The sequence below is a fragment of the Glacieibacterium arshaanense genome, assembly GCF_004681125.1.
GTDB classification, from domain to species: Bacteria; Pseudomonadota; Alphaproteobacteria; order Sphingomonadales; family Sphingomonadaceae; genus Polymorphobacter_A; species Polymorphobacter_A arshaanense.
On sequence record NZ_SIHO01000001.1, the window covers coordinates 1 to 20,327 of the forward strand.

18 protein-coding genes are annotated in these 20,327 nt (G+C 63.9%); 10 read left to right on the plus strand and 8 right to left on the minus strand.

Annotation, left to right across the window (positions count from 1 at the left end):
• Together EUV02_RS15565 and EUV02_RS00005 are read left to right on the plus strand one after the other, a co-directional pair.
• Positions 1-253, plus strand: a 253-nt coding sequence (locus tag EUV02_RS15565; RefSeq protein ID WP_166430434.1) for an autotransporter domain-containing protein, incomplete at its 5' end; no start/stop codon positions are given.
• A gap of 480 nt (positions 254-733) precedes the next feature.
• The gene (locus tag EUV02_RS00005) at positions 734-2,662 is read left to right on the plus strand and encodes a TIR domain-containing protein (RefSeq protein ID WP_135244205.1); all 1,929 of its coding nucleotides are present in this window, start codon (positions 734-736) and stop codon (positions 2,660-2,662) included.
• A gap of 180 nt (positions 2,663-2,842) precedes the next feature.
• On the opposite strand, the gene EUV02_RS00010 is transcribed toward EUV02_RS00005, so the two are convergent.
• Together EUV02_RS00010 and EUV02_RS00015 are read right to left on the minus strand one after the other, a co-directional pair.
• Complete coding sequence (locus tag EUV02_RS00010) at positions 2,843-4,888, minus strand: hypothetical protein (RefSeq protein WP_135244206.1); 2,046 nt, start codon at positions 4,886-4,888, stop codon at positions 2,843-2,845.
• Positions 4,889-4,921: 33 nt separating this feature from the next.
• On the minus strand, positions 4,922-5,776 hold the full coding sequence (locus EUV02_RS00015; RefSeq protein ID WP_207790067.1) for a hypothetical protein: 855 nt from the start codon (positions 5,774-5,776) through the stop codon (positions 4,922-4,924).
• A 292-nt stretch (positions 5,777-6,068) separates the two neighbouring features.
• Between EUV02_RS00015 and EUV02_RS00020 the strand changes: the two genes are divergently transcribed.
• The 6 genes from EUV02_RS00020 (at position 6,069) to EUV02_RS00045 (ending at position 12,870) form a co-directional block, all read left to right on the plus strand.
• Positions 6,069-6,983: a helix-turn-helix domain-containing protein gene (locus EUV02_RS00020; RefSeq protein ID WP_279379484.1), complete on the plus strand. Its 915-nt coding sequence runs from the start codon at positions 6,069-6,071 to the stop codon at positions 6,981-6,983.
• A gap of 303 nt (positions 6,984-7,286) precedes the next feature.
• Positions 7,287-8,750, plus strand: a complete 1,464-nt coding sequence (locus tag EUV02_RS00025) for an aldehyde dehydrogenase family protein (protein ID WP_135244208.1) — start codon at positions 7,287-7,289, stop codon at positions 8,748-8,750.
• A gap of 8 nt (positions 8,751-8,758) precedes the next feature.
• Positions 8,759-9,643, plus strand: a complete 885-nt coding sequence (locus EUV02_RS00030) for an SDR family oxidoreductase (RefSeq protein WP_135244209.1) — start codon at positions 8,759-8,761, stop codon at positions 9,641-9,643.
• Positions 9,640-10,347: a glutathione S-transferase family protein gene (locus EUV02_RS00035; protein ID WP_166430435.1), complete on the plus strand. Its 708-nt coding sequence runs from the start codon at positions 9,640-9,642 to the stop codon at positions 10,345-10,347. Before EUV02_RS00030 ends, EUV02_RS00035 begins: the two co-directional genes overlap by 4 nt.
• Positions 10,348-10,410: 63 nt before the next feature.
• Positions 10,411-11,673 (plus strand): alpha/beta fold hydrolase, encoded by a 1,263-nt coding sequence (locus EUV02_RS00040; RefSeq protein ID WP_207790068.1) that lies wholly within the window; start codon positions 10,411-10,413, stop codon positions 11,671-11,673.
• Positions 11,674-11,676: 3 nt separating this feature from the next.
• Positions 11,677-12,870, plus strand: a complete 1,194-nt coding sequence (locus EUV02_RS00045; RefSeq protein WP_135244211.1) for an acyl-CoA dehydrogenase family protein — start codon at positions 11,677-11,679, stop codon at positions 12,868-12,870.
• On the opposite strand, the gene EUV02_RS00050 is transcribed toward EUV02_RS00045, so the two are convergent.
• From EUV02_RS00050 to EUV02_RS00075, 6 genes are read right to left on the minus strand one after another with little or no spacing between them, the layout of a single operon-like run.
• Positions 12,867-13,772, minus strand: a complete 906-nt coding sequence (locus tag EUV02_RS00050; protein ID WP_135244212.1) for an MBL fold metallo-hydrolase — start codon at positions 13,770-13,772, stop codon at positions 12,867-12,869. The two genes, EUV02_RS00045 and EUV02_RS00050, sit on opposite strands and share 4 nt — an antisense overlap.
• A 59-nt stretch (positions 13,773-13,831) precedes the next feature.
• Positions 13,832-14,707, minus strand: coding sequence for an HpcH/HpaI aldolase/citrate lyase family protein (locus EUV02_RS00055; RefSeq protein WP_135244213.1), 876 nt, complete (start codon positions 14,705-14,707; stop codon positions 13,832-13,834).
• Positions 14,697-15,608, minus strand: a complete 912-nt coding sequence (locus EUV02_RS00060; RefSeq protein WP_135244214.1) for an HpcH/HpaI aldolase/citrate lyase family protein — start codon at positions 15,606-15,608, stop codon at positions 14,697-14,699. The genes EUV02_RS00055 and EUV02_RS00060 overlap by 11 nt, the downstream gene beginning before the upstream one ends.
• Positions 15,609-15,622: 14 nt before the next feature.
• The gene (locus EUV02_RS00065) at positions 15,623-16,864 is read right to left on the minus strand and encodes a CaiB/BaiF CoA transferase family protein (protein ID WP_135244215.1); all 1,242 of its coding nucleotides are present in this window, start codon (positions 16,862-16,864) and stop codon (positions 15,623-15,625) included.
• Positions 16,861-17,346 carry a MaoC family dehydratase gene (locus tag EUV02_RS00070; RefSeq protein ID WP_243445713.1) on the minus strand — a complete coding sequence of 162 codons (486 nt, stop codon included), beginning with the start codon at positions 17,344-17,346 and terminating at the stop codon, positions 16,861-16,863. The genes EUV02_RS00065 and EUV02_RS00070 overlap by 4 nt, the downstream gene beginning before the upstream one ends.
• Positions 17,343-17,840, minus strand: a complete 498-nt coding sequence (locus EUV02_RS00075; RefSeq protein ID WP_135244216.1) for a MaoC family dehydratase — start codon at positions 17,838-17,840, stop codon at positions 17,343-17,345. Before EUV02_RS00075 ends, EUV02_RS00070 begins: the two co-directional genes overlap by 4 nt.
• 181 nt (positions 17,841-18,021) lie before the next feature.
• Here EUV02_RS00075 and EUV02_RS00080 point away from each other — a divergent pair, with 181 nt between their 5' ends.
• Both EUV02_RS00080 and EUV02_RS00085 read left to right on the plus strand, forming a co-directional pair.
• Positions 18,022-18,810: an IclR family transcriptional regulator gene (locus tag EUV02_RS00080; protein ID WP_135244217.1), complete on the plus strand. Its 789-nt coding sequence runs from the start codon at positions 18,022-18,024 to the stop codon at positions 18,808-18,810.
• Between the two features lie 217 nt (positions 18,811-19,027).
• Entirely contained in the window at positions 19,028-20,278 is a 1,251-nt protein-coding gene (locus EUV02_RS00085; RefSeq protein WP_135244218.1) for a cytochrome P450, read from the plus strand.
• Positions 20,279-20,327: the final 49 nt, after the last annotated feature.

The window sequence follows — 20,327 nt, forward strand, 5'->3', positions numbered from 1 at the left end:
CGCCTCGCTGCGCGGTTCGGCTGGCTGGCTGCACACCAGCGGCGACCGCTCGCCGGAAGCCATCGTCGCCATCACGGGCACAAACAGCCCGGCGTCGATCTACGGTGTGGCGTTCGACGAGGATGCGGCTTCGCTCGAAGCCGGTATCGACTACAGCTTCGGCGCCTTCCGCGTCGGCGTTGGCTACGTCGGTGTCCTGGGCAAGAACACCAAGGACAACGGCGTGACCGCAACGCTGAGCTGGGGCTTCTAAGCCAGCTACGTCGCAGCTGCGGCAAAACATGCAAGCGGCGGGGGTCAACATTGACCTCCGCCGTTTCGCTGTCTAGCGCTGGTGCATGAACTTCCTGTCCGACAATGCGGCGTGAAAGTTCAATGCCGCAGGTGCTTTGCTGCCAGCCAATGTCAGCTTACATCGGGTGCAGAACCGGAAGCTGCCGTTCGGCAAACGGCCCCGAAACGGAATGGCTGGTTTTCAGCGCCCACATGACCGAAGTTGCCGTCCGCGCAGGGAATTGCCAGGTTGGCGTCTAGCTGAGCTAGCCGCCGCTGAGCGTCGCGTTTGCAAATCTGCCAATTTGTGGGAACTTTGTGTCCCGCGTGCCGGCTACAGACGCACCGCAATGGCCAGAAGTCGCGCCGATGCACTGCACTGAGCGGCACTGACACCCCACGGTCTGGCAATTTGCCGACGCTCGGCTAATGTCGCCTCTGCGCAACGCAAGGGGGTTGGGTGGTCGACGTTTTCGTTTCCTACAAAGCGGAGGACCGCGCCCGTGTGGCGCCGCTGGTCAAGGCGCTGCAGGCCGAAGGGCTGTCCCTCTGGTGGGATGCACACATCGGCGGCGGCGACGACTGGCGCGCCAGCATCGAGAGCAATCTGGAAGCCGCGCGCGTCGTCATCGTCGTCTGGAGCACACGTTCGGTTGGCCCCGAGGGACGCTTCGTGCGCGACGAAGCGACCTGGGCGCAACGGCGCGGCGCCTATCTGCCGGTGCGTATCGATGCGGTTGATCCGCCGTTGGGCTTTGGCGAAATCCAGGCGCTGCAACTCAGCGGCTGGAAGGGCGCGCGCAGCGATGCACGCTACAAGGCCGTGTTGGCGGCAGTACGGGCGCGCACAAGTGGGGAGGCACTTGTCGCCCTTGCACCTGTGCCGCTTCCAGCCAAGGGCCTGGACCGACGCCTGTTGCTCGGCGGCGGCGGCGCGCTGCTGGCGGCGGGGGCGGGTTTCGGCGCCTGGCGGATGTGGGGTGGCAATGTGCCTGCCGGGGCGATTTCAATCGCCGTGCTGCCGTTTACCAATCTGTCGGTTGATCCCGAACAGGCGTATTTTTCCGACGGTCTGGCCGAGGAATTGCGCACGACGCTGGCGCGGATTCCCGAGGTCAAGGTCATCGGCCGGGTCAGTTCGGAGAAGTTCCGCGATGCCGACGATCTAAAAGACGTCGCAGCGCAATTGGGTGTCGATACCGTCCTGACCGGCAGCGTTCGCAAATCGCCCAGCAAGGTGCGCATCTCTGCCCAGTTGATTGACGGCAAGACCAGCGTCGAGCGCTGGTCGGACAGCTTTGACCGGGCGCCGGGCGACGTTATTGCCATCCAGAGCAGCATCGCCACCGCCGTCGCGGCGGCGCTGAGTACCCGGATCGGCAGCCAGATCGGCCGGCAACTGAGCGCAGAGGGGGCAGGCGGCACCGGCAATGCCGAGGCGCAGGCACTGTTCCTGAAGCAGCGGCAATTGGGCCTGACCGGCGACGGGGAGGACATTGCACGCCAGCGCATCGCACTGCTCGATGCCGCCCTGGCGCTTGACCCAGACTATGCCGACGCGATTGCCAACAAGAGCGTCCTGGTCAGATTTTATGGCAACCCGGCCGACCCACAGGCCGCGCGGGCCGCGGCGCGGACGCTGATCAAGCGCGCCGTCACGGTCGCCCCACAATCGGCCTATGTGCGCATCATCAATGCCAGCGGCATGATGTTCGACGGCAACATCAAGGGCTCGGTCGCAGAGGCCGACGCGGCGCTGAAACTGAACAGCAACGATGTCCGGGTGCTGGCCATCGCCGCGCGCCTGATCGGCATCGCCTATCCCGCCCGGGGTGCCACTCTGGCGCGGGCCGGGCTGACGCGGGATCCGTTCAATGCCAACAGCCAGGCTGCGCTGGCCGACACGCTGACCCGTGACCGGCAGTATCGCGAGGCGCTGACGGCTGCGGACGCTGCGTTGGCGCTTTCGAATGGCTCGTTCGGGTGGACCGAAAAGATCGCGGTGCTGTTGGCAACCGGCGACTTTGCCTCAGCACGCATTGGCCTGCCGCAGTTCAAACTGGACTGGCAGCGTTACGCCGCCACCGCCGTGATCGAGGCGCGGACCGGCAGCCGTGCCGCAAGCGATGCAGCGGTTGCGGCCCTCGATGCCATCAACAACGACAGATTCCATTACCAGCTGGCGCAGATCCATGCCCAACGCGGGGAGAAGGCGCTGGCGCTGGCATCGCTCGACAAGGCACTGGCGACGCATGACAGCGCCGTGCAATTCTCGCTGACCGATCCGCTGCTCGATCCGTTGCGCCGCGAGCCCCGCTTCAGGGCCTTGGTGGCGGAACTGTTTCCAGCCGATGCGGTGGCGGCGATGGCGAAGCGGCTGGGAACCTAGGGGGCCGCGGTCAAACACAAGCTGGCGATAGATTTCGCAAATGGGGCGCGGCGCGGCGAGGCGGATATTGGTCTAGTGTGGGGCCGAAAGCTGACTGACGGCAAATCGCCGCAATTCAGACATTGCGGACATTTACGCTCCAATTGCGCGCAGCGTAGCTCAAGCGCCGCCCGATCCCGCTTAAGGTCGGCGTGCGGGGCCAATTTGCGGTGCTGCCACTGGTGCTGCCATGCCATAGAATATCACGACACCCTGTCCGCCGCAGCGCGTGGATAGAGCTTCGGGCGGCACACCTATGCAGGCATCGATATCCTGCCAGTTGTTCATTGCCCAGACGTTGCCGGCGGGATCGACCGCGATGTCGGTGAGCATTTGCAAGCCGCCACCGACATAGCCTTCGGGCGGCGAGATCTGGTCGCCGGTCTTGAAGCCGGGCGGGCAATTTTCGGTACGCGCCCCGCACAGCTGCACAATTGGGCTGCTTGCGCCGGCAAAGTTCGAAATCCAGACATTGTCGTTGCCGTCGACGACCACCGCCCAAGGGCCGGGCAGACCGCCGCTCTTGAACGGGGCGCCGGGGAAAGAACTGCCGTCGGGGCGGATCAGGGTCACCGATCCACCATGTTCGCCGCCCTTTTGCTTCGACATGATTGACGTCAGATAGTCGGATGCCGATGCGACGCCGCGTTCTTTCAGGTGCACGCCCATGTCGACAAGGTGTGCCATGCCGAGCGCACCGGTACCGAAGCGATTGGTAATCCAGGCATTGCCGAGGCTGTCGATGGCCATGCCGCTGTTGTTGATGCCGGTGGCATGCTTTTCGACCTTGGTCGGATCGGCGGCCGAAAACACCGTGACATGCGGCGCGCCGCTATTCGACACCCAGATCCGGTCTTGCTGGTCGATAGCGAGATGGAACGGCGCGGCAAACGACTTGCACGGCTCGGCGCTCTTGCCCTCGCAGACGATGCGGCCTTTGGCGATGTCGCCCTTGGGGAAATAGACGAGCTGGTCCTTTTCGATCCCCAGTGCCCAGACATCACCTGTCTTGGTGACGATGATGCCCTGCATCAGCCCGAGCCGGCCACCGAACGTCAGCCCCTCGGGCGGCGTTAGAGGCTTGCCGCTCTTGTCGAACACGGTGATCGCTTTGCTGCCGTAGCTGGTAAGCCAGGCGTTGTCGTTGCCGTCGACCGCCGCGCCAAACGTCCCGCCTTCCATCCCGCCGCCGGTGAAGCCGGTGGTGATCGGCGACAGCGGCTTGCCGTTGGGCGCGAACTTGCTGGCATGGCCCTGCCAAAGCGAGTCCTGACCCTGCCAGCCGATGGTAAAGTTGTCGCCGACCCACAGATTGCCCTGACTGTCGAACATCGCCTTGCCACCGGCGCGGTAGCCGCCGCCGTCGAACTTGAGCGGCATGACCCAGGCGCTAGGCTCGCGCAGCAGGTACGGCATGAACGGCACCTCGCGCATCTGCGTGCGCGGGTTGGTCGGGTAGAAGTCAGCGATCAGCGCCAGCGCCCGCGCCGGCTTGTACCAGGGGTTGCGCGCAATCGTGCGGATTGCGGCGAACGTATCACGCGGCGCGTCTTGGTCGGGGCCTTGCGCTGCAGCAAACAGCAGCGCGCAGGCGTTTGCACGCACGCTCGTCACACAGCCCGCCATCGCATCGGCGAGCGTCGCGAAATTCGCCATCGTCGGCGTCTGGCCGCCGTTGAGCGGGCCTTGGATCGCCTCGCCCCAGCCTCCGGTTTCGAGATCGACGAAGTTGGGGACATTGCCCGCGGCGATTTTGAGCCCGAGCGGCTGTCCGCTAATGCCGCGGTTGTCGATGAACTGCGCGTGCGTGTAGGCGGCAGCGATCGAGGTGAACTCATTGATTGTGAGGCGCGGCGGTGTCTCGCTGCCCAACACCGTCACCAGCGTGATTGCCGGATTTTCGCCGCCGCGCAGCGCCGAACGACCGCCCTTGGCGATCAGATAGTGGCTGGTGCCCGCTGCGGCAGCGGGGATGTCGATGGTGAAACGACCCTCGGCATTCGTCGTCGCATGGGCGATTTCCTGCGGTGCGGTCGAAGACGCTACCCATAAGGTGACGGCAGCGCCGGCGACCGGTGCGTTGCCGCCCAGAACCCGGCCTTCGACCATGCGGGCGCTGGCCCCGCCCGCAGCGCACGTCAGTGCCGCTGCGCCGGCCAGAACGATGTATTTGCCTATCGTGTTCATCAAGGCTGCTCCTGCTGCTTTCGAATGCGCGCGCTATTTCTTGCCCGTCGGAAACAGGAATGTGGCGAAGGCGCGGATACCCCATTCGGCGGTGCCTTCTGGCCGCGACACATAATACCGCCCGCCGGCACCGAACTGGACGCGCTGGCCACCGATCTTCATCAGCTGCGCGACATCGAGGTTGATCGGCACGGCACACTGGTTGCCCTGAAGTTTCCAGTTACACGTCGTTTCGCTGTTGAGGATGACGGTGGTGAAGTGCCTCGTGGTGTAGGTCAGGAACGGCTGGACATATAGCGCATCTACATCAGCCTGACGCGCATTGCCGGCGAATGACCACATCTGGTTGGCAAGCACGCCGATCGTCCACGGACCGGATTGCTTGAGAGCGACACCTGTGGGCCCGATCGACCATTTGGCACCACCCAGGCCCGGGCTCGTGCTCGTCGGAACCAGGATCACCGGGCCGACGCCCCAGATCAGGCCGCCCTTCGTGGGCGACAGGAAAAAGCTCTGCGTCGTGTCACCGAAGCCGGTCTGTCCGGTCGCGGGGCCCGGCGTGATATGGCTTTGCGTGATGAACGGCAGGATCGTGCGCGAGATCAGGTTCCAGTCATCGTTTAGGTGGATCGGCACCACCGGCTGGATGTTGACCCAATATTTGCTACCCTTGCCGTCGGGGCCGCCGCCCGAATCCCAATTGCCCTGGAACGGTACGCTGATCAGGTCCGCCACCGGGTTGGACAATTGCTTGGCGAGTTTTGCAGCTTCTTCTTCGGCGGTGGCGGCAGGCACCCCTTCGGCACACGCAGGCGCAGTCAGCGTGATTGCTCCCAGCGTCGCCGCAAATAGGGTGACGCGGATCGACGATGAATTCCGTTGGTTCATTTCTGGTCTTTCCGTGCGTGAGTGAGCGGACAGCCGAGCCCCGGCGCAGTTTACATCCAGCTGATATTTACGCCGACGTTCTAAAGCTGGTATTGTCATTTTGCGCCGATTTCAGACGAATTTTCAGCAGACCGCGGCCTATGACCGCGCCGCATGGTAACTCTGGGGGAGACGGGAGATCGCGAGGCAATTCCCACTGTTCGCGCGCGCGTCAGGCTTCGGCCCGCTGTTTTCTATCGTCGCGCGCGATTTCGGTGACGATGCCGCTAATGTTCTGCGCAAGCGTAGCCATTTGCCCGGATTTGCCGAACAGCCGGTGCTTGATGCACTCATGCCGGTGCCCTTTCAAAGCATCATTCATACCTTCACCGATGCATCCATGTTGCTGGGTGATCGAACGATTGGCGCCCGCATAGGTGTCGCAATGCCGGCACAGGCATTCGGACCCTATATGGCGTTCGCACTCGCCGCCAACGACCTCGCTGGGGTGGTCAGTCGCGCGCAAGCCTATTCGCGTTTGCACACCAACGGCGTTGCGTCACATCTCATGGTGCACGGCGCGCGAGCGACCTGGCGTCTGACCTATGCGATCGAGGGAACGACCGATCTGGATAACCATGCACTGCACATCATCGTGCCGCTGATCGCAGTTCTCCGCGAATTTGGCGACCGCGATGCGGACCAGATCGCCGTGCACATCGTCAGTGGCTATGCACCCGATGCGCGTGCCATCGAAGCCATTGTCGGCAGCCGAGTGGTACCACGCAGTAGCGCCCATGCTGTGTCGTTTCCGGCAGCATGGCTGCGCCGGCGACGACCAGCGCCAAAATGGGCCGAGGACGTATCTCTCGACGCCCTGCCACAATATCTCCAGGTGCCGCTGCCGACATCACTGGTCGATGCGGTGCGGCATGCGCTCGCCGGTAGGCCACTCGAGGACACTGTTGATCTGGAATCGATCGCCGCGGAACTGGGCCGGGCCGGTCGCACGCTGCAACACGGTTTGGCATGCGAAGGCGTCTCATATCGTGACATAGTACGCAATGTGCGGATCGAACGCGCAATTCAAATGCTGGCCGAATCCAATCGACCGATCGCCGAAATCGCCCAACACGTCGGCTACACGGATCAGGCGAATTTTCACCGGGCATTTGTTGCCGTGACCGGCGCAACGCCGAAGCAACACCGCAAAGCATCACGTAGCTGAGAGACCACAGTCGACTTTAAATGGACTCGCCTAAGGTTCATGGAGACGCACGGATTGCTCGGAACTGCCGGATGGGGCGCTATAGGGACCTTACCAACTTCGGCCGAATTGGGGCCGTAAGCGGAATGGCGGGTTGGTGGCCCTTTGGCAGCGGAAACTGCCGTTCGTTCACGTTCGGCGAAGACGGACGGCATTGTGCATTGCATAGCCTCCACGTCGCCCAAATGCGCAGCTCTCCATCACAGTTGTAATCGATTGGGCACGCGGCTTACGTGCGAGGTCAGGATTGGATAGCAATTCGACATGACGCGCGAACAGCCAAAATCCAGCCAGCTGCAACGCTGGGATCATTACATCAATGGCGCCAGCCATGCGCCGGCTAGCGGTAACTATATCGATGCCTTCGACCCCTGCGCCGGTGCGGCGGTGGACCAGGTTGCTGCCGGTTCGGCGGCCGATGTCGACCTTGCGGTGCGCGCTGCGGCTGCGGCAGCGGCTGCCTGGCGCGACCGTCGGCCGATCGAGCGCGGGCGCATCATGCTCGCCATTGCCGCCAAGATCCGCGAGAAGGCCGCGCATATCGCGGCCATCGAAAGCCGGCAGACCGGCAAGCCGGCGTGGCAGTCACCGCTCGAAGTCGAGGTCGCGGCACAATATTTCGAATTTTACGGCGGGCTGGCAAACCTGTTCCATGGCGAGGTCATCGGGCTCGGCGCCGGCTATCATTCGTACACCACGCGCGAGCCGTTCGGTGTCGTTGGCGTCATCACGCCTTGGAATGCGCCGATCAACCAGGCCGCGCGCGGTATCGCTCCGGCGCTGGCGGCGGGCAACACCGTTGTCGCCAAGCCGTCCGAATTCACCTCCGCCTCCACTGTCGAGTTGGCGCGACTGGCGTGCGAGGAATGCGGCCTGCCACCGGGCGTGTTCAACGTCGTGCTGGGCGAAGGCGAAGCGTGCGGCGCGGCGCTGGTGTCGCATCCGCTGGTACGCAAGGTCGCGTTCACCGGCAGTGTCCGCGCCGGCCGTGCAATCAGCCATATTGCGGCCGAGCGGCTTATCCCGCTGACGCTCGAGCTCGGTGGTAAATCGCCCAACATCATCTTCGACGATGCCGACCTGAAGCAGGCGATCCCCGGCGCCGTGCGCGCGTTTTCGGGTAATGCCGGGCAGGTCTGCCTCGCCGGCAGCCGGCTGCTGGTCCAGACGTCGGTCCACGGCCAGGTTGTCGAGGCGCTCGCTGCCGCGGTCGCTGCGGTCAAGGTGGGCCCGCAGAGCGACGCGATGGTCGGCCCGATCACGACGCGCGCACAGTACGACCGCGTCCGCAGCTATTTCGAGATTGCCCGGCAGGACGGCGCCCGTGCCATTGTTGGCGGCAATCTCGATGCGCGTGACGAATGGAACGCGGGCTGGTTCGTGCCGCCCACGGTCTATGCCGGCGTCACCAACGACATGCGCATCGCACGCGAGGAAATCTTCGGCCCGGTGCTGGTCGTCATTCCATTTGCCGACGAAGCGGAGGCTATCCGCATCGCCAATGATACCGAATATGGCCTCGCCGCTGGAATCTGGACGCAGAATCTGTCGCGTGCACACCGGGTCGCGGCGGCGCTCGAGGCGGGTCAGATCTACGTCAACGAATATCAAGCCGGTGGCGTCGAGACGCCGCTCGGTGGCTACAAGAACAGCGGCTACGGTCGCGAAAAGGGCATCGAAGCGCTGCACCACTATACGCAGCTCAAGTGCGTCACCATCAAGCTTTAGGCACGCCAATGCAGATTTCAGGTAAGATTGCCGTCGTCACCGGGGGAGCTTCGGGGATCGGCCGCGCGATCGCGACCGAATTGCTGGCGCGCGGGGCCAAAGTCGTGATTGCTGACATCGACGGCGCGCGCGCGGCGCTGGTCGCTGCCGAACTCGGCGGCGGTGCGGTCGGGGTGGCGTGCGATGTGGCCGACCGGGCGTCGGTCGAGGCGTTGGCGGATGCCACTGAAAGCAGCTTCGGGCCAGCCGATTTGGTATTCGCAAACGCCGGCGTCAGCGTCAGCGGGCCGCTGATCGACGCGACGCCGCAGGCGCTCGACTGGATTTTCGGCGTCAATGTCCGCGGCACCTGGAACACCGCCGCCGTATTTGCGCGCCGCATGCGCGACACTGAAAGCGCCGGCCACATCTGCCTGACCGGATCCGAACATTCGATCGGCATGCAGAGCGCCGGCATGGGGTTGTACACGGCGACCAAGCAGGCGGTGCTCGGCATGGCGGATGTTTTGCGCGCCGAGCTTCCGGCCAACATCGGCGTCAGCATATTGTGCCCGGGACTGGTCGAAACCGAACTGCATCTGTCAAAGCGTCACGGCCCGCTGGAGCAAGATGATGCTGCCGCACAGGCGTTCGGCGGCGCCATCATGGCGCGCGGCATGCCCGCCGCGGGGATAGGTCGCGCTGCTGTCGAAGGCGTTGCGCGCGGTGATTTCCTGATCGTCACCCATGCGACTGCGCTGGCAGCTGCGGAGGCGCGCCACGCCGAAGTACTTGCTGCCTTTGCCGCTCAGGCGCCGATGACGGCCGAGGCCGCGCGCTATGCAATTGACCAGATCATCGCCGATGTCGGGGCACAATGGGCCGCGCGCGGTGCAGCGGAGGCCGGACAATGATCACGCTCTATCAGCTCGCCACCTCGCCGTTCACCGAGAAGGTGCGCCGCGCCCTCGCCTACAAGGGCATTGCGTTCGATATTCACGAAGTTGAACGCGCCGCGGTTCCGGGCGGGCGCTATGCCAAGGTCAGCCCGACCGGCAAGTTTCCGGCGATGGATCACGACGGGACTGGAATCTGGGATTCGACCGACATCATCCGCCATCTTGAAGCTGCGTTTCCGCAAAAGCCGCTGATACCGGTCGACCCGCGCGACGCGGCACTGGCGCATGTGATCGAGGACTGGGCCGACGAAAGCCTGTATTTCTACGAAATCACCATGCGGCTGGCCTGGGCGCACAACCTTGAAGCAGCGCTTGACGAGTTCGCCGCCGGCATGCCGGGGCTGTCGCACGACGATGTCCGCCAGCGGATACTCGAAGGTGCCGGCGCCCTGACCAAAACACAGGGTCTGGGCCGCAAGCCGGTGGCGCAGGTCGTGGCCGATGCCCAGCGACACTTCGCGGCAATCGATGCGATGCTCGATGGCCGCGACTGGCTGATCGGTAGCAGTCTTTCGGTGGCTGATCTCGCGGTGATCGCACAGGTCAATGCATTGCTCTATGCGGTCGAAGCACGCGACGCACTCGCGGCCAGCCGCAATATTGTGGCGTGGACGGCGCGCGTCGACAGCGTCGCTCCCTATGCCAAGGCGGCGAGCTGATCGACAGCAAGTTGGCGACACCGGAGAGCATCCGGGTCGGACCAGAGATGGGGAGACGACGGCATGACGGCATCACGCGAATGGTCCACTGAAACCCTGGCACGCAACTGCTCTGCTGACGGCGAGTTTCGCATCGCCGCGCGGTTCTGGACCGGCGGACTGCGCTTCGATTTCAGCACTTATGTCGCTGCTATCACGCTGACCGACGGTGCGGTTGCCGCCGGTGATCCCGGCGCCGGCGCACCGGGCGTCATTACGCTGACCGCGACCGATGAGGTGTGGGCCCAGCTGCTGGCGGCCAAGCCGCCGCGGTTCTACAACGACATCGGCAATTTGATTGGCGCCGAGCTGATGCAGATGGCGGGCGATCAGGTGCGCTATGCCCAATATTATCCCGCGATCATGCGCGCGATCGAACTGCTGAGGCCGTCCGTCGCCGTGACGGCCCTGCCCGCGCGTGCACAACCCGGCCACTTCGACAGCCCGGTCGGCCGTTATGTCCACATCGATATCGATGGGCAGGATCACCGCATCTATTTCGAGGAAGCCGGCACCGGCATTCCACTGCTGCTGCAGCATACCGCCGGCTGTCATGGCAGCCAATGGCGGCACCTGTTCGAATGCCGCGCGATCACTGACCATTTCCGCCTGATTGCCTATGACCTGCCGTTCCATGGCAAGTCGTTACCTCCACTCGGGCCCAAATGGTGGGCGAATGAATACCGGCTTACCGCCGATGTGGCGCGTGCGGTACCGGTAACGTTGGCCGCTACGCTTGGGCTTGATCGTCCGGTTTTTATGGGCTGCTCGGTCGGCGGCCTGCTGGCACTCGATCTGGCGCGACACCACCCCGATGTGTTCAGCGCCGTCATTTCACTGGAAGGCGGGCTCAATATCGAGGGCGACCTTACGACGCTGACCGAATTGTGGCACCCGCAGATCAGCAACGAATATAAGGCACGGTTGATGAATGCGCTGATGAGCCCGACCTCGCCCGAGCATTATCGCAAGGAAACCAGCCAGGTCTATGCCGCCGGCTGGCCACCGGCCTTTTTGGGCGACCTGTTTTACTACATCGCCGACTATGATCTGCGTGACGAGGCCCAGCACATCGATACAGGCAAGGTTGCTGTCCACATCCTGTCGGGTGAATATGATGCCAGTGGCACGATGGAGCTCGGGCAGGCAGCGCATGCGGCGATTGCCGGTTCAACCTGGGCTGCCATGAACGATGTCGGCCACTTCCCGATGTCCGAGAACCCCGAGGCTTTTCTGGGTTATCTGCTGCCGGTGCTCGAAACGATCAAATCCACGCGCGGGGTCTGAACAATGTCATCGAACGCTGACCAGGCTGCAGGCCTCACCGCCGAACAGGTGATGATGCGCGATGTCGCGCGCGAGTTCACGCGCGCCGAAGTGACGCCGCTGGCCAACCGCCTTGATCCCGAAAAGGCCGATATTCCGCGTGCCTTGATCCACAAGATGGGCGACCTGGGGTTTTTTGGTATCATGATCCCGCAGGCGTATGGCGGACTGGGTCTTGGCGCATTCGAATACTGCCTTGTCGCCGAGGAATTGGCGAAGGGCTGGATGAGTGTGGCCAGCCTGATCGCACGCGGCAACGGCTTCTATCGCTCGATCCCCGGCGAAGGTGCAGCGCGCGACGCCAAGATCGCGGCGATGGCGCAGGGTCGCTATCTCGGCGCAGCGGCCTTATCCGAGCCGCAGACCGGATCCGACCTGTCGAGCGTTGCCTGCCGCGCCCGTCGTGACGGCGACGAATGGGTGATCACCGGCAACAAATACTGGTGCACCTTTGCCGATGGCGCCGATTTTATCTCGGTGCTCTGCCGCATCGATGACCCTGATGCGCCCGACGGCAAGGCTGGCACTGTCAGCATCTCGGTCGAAAAGCCGCAAGGCGAACTGCCCAAGGGCGTGACCGGCTCGTCTATTCCCAAGATTGGCTATTTCGGCTGGAAGACTTGGGAACTGCGTTTTGAGGATGTACGTGCGCCCGTCGCACCGGCCAGCGACCGCGGCAGCGCGCCGGGCCGTGCGTTTCAGGCAACGGCCGCAGCACTGGGGCTGGCGCGCGCGCACACCGCCGCACGGTCGATCGGGCTGGCGCAGGCGGCGCTCGACCACGCCATCGGCTATGCCCGCGAGCGTGTGCAGTTTGGCCAGCCGATTTCGGATTTCCAGGCTATCCGCTTCAAGATTGCGACGATGGCGACCGAGATCGAGGCAGCACGCCAGTTGATGTACCACACCTGCCGGCTGCTCGACGGCGGCGCGGCGGCGACGAGCGAAACCTCGATGGTCAAATATTTCGCGTCGGAAATGTCCGAGCGCGTGACCAGCGAGGCGTTGCAGATCCTCGGCGGCGCCGGCTACACAACGCTGCACCCGATCGAACGCTATTGGCGCGACGCGCGGCTGACCAAGATTTTCGAGGGCACGTCCGAAATCCAGCAGCGCATCATTTCGGACGCACTGCTCGGCAAGCCGACGCGGCGCTAGGCCTTGTCGCTCACCAGTCGGTAGCCGGCACCGTCAGCGACCACGCGGCCCGCCGTCGGCGGTGCGAAGTGCGATCCCATCAGCACGCCCTGCGTGCCGGCAAGCCGCCCCAGCATCGCCTGCCGCGTCGTGATGCCGAGCGCGGAGTCAGCATCGACGGATGTCGACCATTCGGGATGCGCCATCTGGCACGGGTGATGGAAACTGTCGCCGGTGATCACCGCGAGCGCGCCGTCCGATTCGATGACGACGCTGACATGGCCGGGCGTGTGGCCGGGTGTGGGTTCCAGCCGGACCTCATCGCAGATCCGGTGGCTGGTGCTGACGACATCGGCCAAGCCGGCATCGATGATCGGCTGGACCGAATCGGCGTGCGTCTGCCGCTGGTCGCGCAGGAAATCGAGGTGATGGTCATTAGGGTCGGTATCGATCGTCGCCAGCGTGGCGCGTTCGGCCTCCCAGTGCGCCAGCTCGACATCGGCGAACAGGTAGCGCGCATTGGGAAAGGTCGGCGCCCAGTGGGTACCCGTCCAGAAGGTGTTCCAGCCGACATGATCGAGATGGAGGTGGGTGCACAGCACGATGTCGACGGCCGCCGGATCGAACCCTGCGGCGCGGAAGCGGTCGAGAAAGCCGGTGTGCGCGTGGTGCCAGGCTTCCAGCACGCGCCGGTCCTTGTCATCGCCGACGCAGGTGTCGACGACGATCAGCCGCCCGCCGGCGCGGATGACGAACGCCTGGATGACACCGTCGATATTGCCTTCGGCATCGGCGAAATCAGGCGCCAGCCAATCGATGGCGCGCACGGCGTCCCGCTTTGCGGCGGGGATGATGGCGACCAGTCCTTCCAGATCCTGTTCGAAAATCGTCGTGACGCTGACCTTGCCGATATTCCAGTCCATCCGTCCCTCCCCAATTTGGCACCACCATGGCGCGACCGCCGGGCAGTTGCATCCGCCGGTCAGCCGTCGGTGCCGCCTATTGCCGACCAGATTGCGAGCAATTGCCGTGCTTCGGCAAGGTGCAAACGTTCGACCATTTGGCCTTCAAGCCGGATGACGCCGCTGCTGGCGGTCGACGGGTCGGCAAATGCCGCTACCACCTTCCGCGCCCAGACAACTTCGTCGGCCGACGGGCCGAACGCCGCATTGGCAATTGGCACCTGCCGAGGGTGGATCAGAGTTTTGCCGTCGAACCCGAAATCCGCGCCTTGCCGGCATTGCGCTTCGAGCCCGGCATCGTCTTCAAGCGCGTTGTAGACGCCGTCGAGTGCCGCGAGCCCGTTGGCACGCGCGGCGGCGACCATGTTGAATAGCGCCGGCACGAAAATCTGCCGGTCAGGCGTCTGGCGCGCGCGCATTTGCTTGGCGAGGTCATTGGTGCCGGCCACGAACGCAGCCAGCCGCGACTGCGCTGCAGCTGCGGCGATGGCCGCGACGCCGAGCACGGCCTCGCAGGTTTCGATCATCGCCCATAGCGCGGTGTTACCGGCGAGCTGTCCGTCATAGGCCCGCACATCGGCAGCGCTGCCGACCTTGGGCGCCAGCACGGCATCGGCGCCGATCGCGCCGCACGCTGCAAGGTCGTCGTGCCCCCAGGCAGTGTCAAGGCCATTGACCCGCACCACCAGTTCGCGGCGGCCGAAACCGCCATCGCGCACAGCCTGTACGGCATTGGCGCGCGCAGAGACCTTGGCATCGGGCGCGACTGCATCCTCGAGGTCGAGGATGACGACGTCGCAATCGAGATCGCGTGCCTTTTCGATGGCACGCACGTTGCTCGCCGGCAGGTAGAGCGCGCTGCGTCGCGGCCGCGCGACCGCAGAGTCAGAGGCCATAGAGGTTGGCCTTGTCGAGCGTGTTGCGGACCAGCCGCAGCACCGCGACATCGACCATCACGCCATCGACCTGCACCGCGCCAAGGCCCTGTGCCTCGGCGTCACGGTATGCGGCTTCCATCTTGCGGGCACTGGCAACGGCGCGCGCATCAGGTGAGAAGATTTCGAGCGCCGGGGCAATCTGCAATGGGTGGATGGCCCATTTGCCGACCATGCCGAGCGACTTGGCGCGCATCGCTTCACTGCGGAATCCCGCGTCATTGCCGAAATTGGCATAGGGGCCATCGACCGCGTCTAGCCCGGCAGCGCGGGCCGCCATGGTGATGCGGAAGCGGGCATAGTGGAAGATGTCGCCGGGATAGCTGCCACCGTCGCCGATCGCTGCAGTGTCGATGCCCTGCGAACCCGAATAGTCACCCATGCCGAAGATCAGGCATTCGAGGCGGTCGCTGCTGCGCGAGATCTCCTCGACATTCTGGAGCGCCTGCACTTCTTCGATCAGCACCTCGATACCGATCCGGCGGTCGAGCTTGAGCTTCTTTTCGAGCTGCCCGAGCATGCGGTCGAGAAAGATCACATCGGCTGCGGAAAACGGCTTGGTCAGCATGATCGTGTCGAGGTTCTTGCCGGCCTTTTCGACAACGGTGATGATATCGTCATGGCACCACTCGGTGGTGACGTCGTTGATCCGTACGCAACGGGTCTTCTTGCCCCAGTCGAGGTTGTTGAGTGCCCAGGCGATCTTGTCGCGCGCTTCGACCTTGGCGCTTGGGGCGACCGCATCCTCGAGGTCACAGAACACATGATCGGCCGCCGAGGCGGCACCCTTTTGCAGCATCTTCTCGCTGCTACCGGGCACCGACAGTTGCGACCGGCGCGGGCGTTGAATGCGGTTGGTCATGACGGAAAGTCCTTTCATCCACGATAGGTGCGCGCGGCGCGCGATGCGATCAACGCCGCGATTTCGGCATCGGTCAATCCGGCGCGCTGCAACTGCACGACGGTGTCTTCGCCAAGATAAGGGCTGCGACGATGCACGCCGCCCGGCGTGCGGGTCATCTTGATCGGCACGCCGGCGACGCGGATCGGGGTCGCCGAGCCGGGCTGTTCAAGGTCGACGACCATTTCTCGGACCGCGAAATGCGGATCACGCTCGATGTCGACGATGTTCATCACCGGTCCGAACGGGATGCGCCCGCCAAGCCGCTCCATCAGCTCGGACTTGGTGAAGCGGCTGGTCAGCGCACCCAACTGGCCGATCAGGACATGGCGATTGGCCGTCCGCGACGGCACATCGACGAAGCGCGGGTCATCCGGCAATTCTGGCGCGCCGATGGCGTTGCACATGATCTTGAAAAACGCGTCCTGATGCGCGGCCACGGTGATGAACCCGTCGGCCGCCGGCAGCATACCGAACGGGCACAGGAATGGGTGATGATTGCCTTCGGGGCCGGGAACTTCCCCCAGCACCGAATGCTGCCACACCGAGCGTTCGCAGACGGCGAGCACTGCATCGACCATTGAAATGTCGACGAACTGGCCCTCGCCGGTGCGCCGGGCATGATGGATCGCGGCGAGCACGCCGAAAGCCAGCATCATCCCGGGCACGATGTCGCCGACGCCCGGCCCGACCTTGGTCGGCGTTGTAGCATCGGGGCCTGTCGTCGCCATGATGCCGCCCATCGCCTGCGCCACGACATCGAACGCCGGCCAATCGACATAGGGCGATGCACCGGTGCGCTGGTCGCCGAACCCGCGCAACGCGCCGTAGACCAGCCGCGGATTGACCTCGCGCAGCACCTCGTAGCCGACGCCGAGCCGCTCAAGTACGCCTGCACGGAAATTCTCAGTCACTGCATCGGCATCGCGCACAAGGGCCTTAAGCGCGGCTCGGCCGGCTTCTGTCTTGAGGTCGAGGCACACACTGCGCTTGTTGCGACCGATGCTCTGGAAATAGCCGCCGAGCACCTTTTCGCTATCGTCGGCGCGGAACGGACCGCCGCCGCGCGTCATGTCGCCCTCCGGCGCTTCAACCTTGATAACTTCGGCGCCGTGGTCGGCAAGCATCATCGTCCCATAGGGGCCGGCGAGCATCTGCGTCAGGTCGATGATCCGGATATCGCGCAGTGCCCCGAAGGCTGGCGTGGCCTCGCTCATCGATCGGCCCAGTGGCTCTTGCGCTTGAGCAGCACGCGGCGGTCGACCTGGGCGACCTGCTCGTCGCGCTGGTTGTAGCCATAGTGGCGGAACACGACGATGCCGGCGTCGTCGCGATCGGCATCGCCGGTTTCGAGCACCTCGCTATAGGCGTAGAGCGTGTCGCCGTGCGTGACCGACTTGGTCAGGCGAATATTGTCGAGACCGAGTTCGGCCAGTGCATTCTCGCAGCAATCCTGGCAAGCCAGCCCCAGCACCAGCGAGAAGTTGACGCCGCCATAGGAGATGATTGTGCCGAACGGCGTCGCCGCCATCGCATGCTCGTTGAAATGACCCTGCGCAGTGTTCATGACCATGTTGGTAATCAGCACGTTTTCAAGCGGCGTAACGGTTTTGCCGCGCGCGTGGCGGATGACCAGCCCGACAGCAAAATCCTCGAAGTAATTGTTCTTGCCGGTCAGTTTGGATAGCTCGCCCATCATGCAGCTCGCTTCGGATTGCGCAGGCGCACGAGGTTCGAGCGGCGGAAGCCGACCACCCGTTCGCCGGCTTCGTTGAAACCTTCGGTGCGCCAGGTGACGATGCCGTTGGCCGGATTGCTTTCGGAAATGCGCGTTTCGGTTGTCGTGCTGCGCGCCGTCAGCGTCGCACCCGGATAGACCGGGCGGTCATAAGTCAGGTCGAAAACGCCGAGGAACGGCCCGCCGATCTCGCTGCAATCCTCGACGCTCAGCCCGAGCACGACGTTGAACACCAATTGAGGGTTGACGACGATGTCGGGATGGCCGTGCGCCAGCGCATAGGCGCGGTTGAAATAGAGCGGATTGAACGACAGCGTCAGCGTGGTGAACAGCGTCGTGTCACCCTCCAGAATTGTGCGCCCCCAATGATGGTCAAATGTCTGCCCCACATGGAAATCTTCGTACAGCCGTCCCTTGGGCCACAACGTCGCCCTCGGCCTCGGATCGCTCGTCATAGCCTTGCCTCCAATTGAACCATACATGCGGCGATGCGCAGCGGGCGGCAATCCGGCTTGGCTGGCCCCGGGAATCGATTACATATGCAATACAAATTGCCCGAATTGCCGTGTGCCGACCGCACCGATGCATTACATGTGTAGCAGCACTGTCCTGCCACGAAGCCGGAGCCACTGACCGATGACGGCCACCGCCCCACGTTCCATCAAGTCGGCCGAACGTACGCTGGCGTTGTTCGAACTCTTCTCGCGCGAGCAGCGGCCGTTCACTGTCGGCCGGGTATCCGAGTCGCTGGCCATGCCGCAGGCCAGCGCCAGCATGCTGCTGCGCAATCTCACCGAACTTGGCTATCTCGAATATGACCGGGCTCATCGCACCTATGCCCCGAGCATCCGCGTCGCCCTGCTGGGAAGCTGGATCGATCGCCGCTTTGGCCAGGCCGGATCAATCGGGGCGCGGCTCGATGCGCTGCAGCGCCGCGTCGGCGAGACCGCGTTCATGGGCATCCAGAACGGCGCGCTGATGCAGTATGTTCTATCGCAAGAATCACACCAGCCTGAAACGCTCAGCGTCGAGTCGGGCCAGTTCCGCTCGTTGACATTCTCGGCGGTAGGTCGCGCGTTGCTCAGCATCAAGCCCGATGCCGAGATAATCACCTGGGTCCGGCGCTGCAACGTCGAGGCCCGCGAGGAACGCTTCAAGGTCCGCGAAGCCGACTTTATAGCGTTGATGCAGCAGGTCCGCGCGGACGGGTTTGCCAGCACTGCTGGCGACGTAACGCCCGGGCTTGGCGCCATGGCGGTCGCGATCCCTTCGCCGATGGGTAGCGCGCCGCTCGCAGTGGGCGTCGGCGGCCCGATCGCGCGCATGCGGCGCAAGCGCGAGACCATCATCGAGGCCTTGCGCGAGTTTGCAGCCGCATCGGCGCCTGAGGTGCCCGTCGCCAGCGCCGGGCAATCGCATATGTAATCGATAGCGCCTGCGCGCGCGTCCGACTTGTCGGCGGCGTCGCAGGTCAGCATCGTGCTGCGGGGAAAGTTCGGCGGGCCTGGCGTCGCGATGGTGCGACGTTTCATCGGGTCCCGTCCACGAACCTTATGCGCCATCGGCGCATCAATCCGACCTGCGGTGGCCGGCCCATGTGCAAGCATGCGGCACGCGCCGGATGTCATAGGGAGTTCTGCGCGTGAATCTGGCCTTCGATACCAGTCTTGTCGATGTCGACCTCATCCCGGAAGGCAAAGGGCCGCCGCTCGAGCTGTTCGCGCGCTGGCGCCGCGAAGACCCGGTGCACTGGAACCCGCCGCCTGCGCCCGGCACCTATTCCAGTCCTCAGGTCGGCGCGACGCTCGACAAGGGCTTCTGGGTGCTGACCCGTTACAAGGACGTCGATACTGTATCGCGCAACCAGCAGCTATTTTCCTCGTGGCTCGGCAGCCCGATTATCTGGGATTATGACGAAGAGGCGCTCGCCCGCCAGCGCGCCGGCATGATGGGCATGGACCCTGACCGGCACTTGCGTACGAAGCGGCTGGTAACCCCGATCTTTATGCCGCGCGTGATCAACGAGCTTGAACCGGAAATCGCACGTGTCGCAAAGTCGATCGTCGACGACGTCGCCGCCGCCGGTCGTTGTGAGTTCGTATTTGATGTCGCGTCGCGGCTGCCGGTCTATACATTCTGCAAACTGTTGGGGGTTCCCGATGGCGATCGAGACCTCATTTTCAAGCTGGGTAACCTCGTCGCCGATACCGAAAACGCCGATACCGACCACGGACAGTCGGTCATGCAGCTGATGGAATATGCTTTGCGCCTAGCCGCTGAAAAGGCGGCCAATCCAGACGGCACGATGATGAGCAACATCGTCAATGGCGAGGTTGATGGCGACAAGCTTGCACCCGAAGAAGTCGCAATGTTCTTTGTGCTGCTGTCCATCGCCGGTCACGAGACGACGCGCACCACCGCCGTCCATTTCATCCGGCTCATGACCGAATACCCCGATCAATACGCATTGCTGCGCAGCGATCCCGAACGTTACCTGCCCAACGCGATCGACGAGGTGCTGCGCTTTTCGCCCCCGGTCATCAAGTTCCGCCGCACTGCAACGCAGGACACGATGATTGGCGAGCGCGCGGTCAAGGCCGGCGATAAGATCTACCTGTCCTATGCGGCCGCCAACCGCGACCCGGGCATGTTCGAGGACCCTGACCGCTTCGACATCACCCGCGCCAATGCGTCCAAGCACCTGTCGTTCGGCATCGGACCTCATATCTGCCTGGGTGCCCGGCTGGCGTCGATGCAGCTCAAGCATCTGTTGATGGAAGTCATCACGCGTATCCCTGACTTCCGGATTGTCGGCGAGCCGACCTATTTGCGCAGCCTTTGGTTCAGCGCCATCCTCAACATGCCGATCGAGTTCACTCCCGAGCGGAAGTAATGCGATCGATACCGACCGGCAGCCCCGAATGTGCTGCGCTGCAGCGATC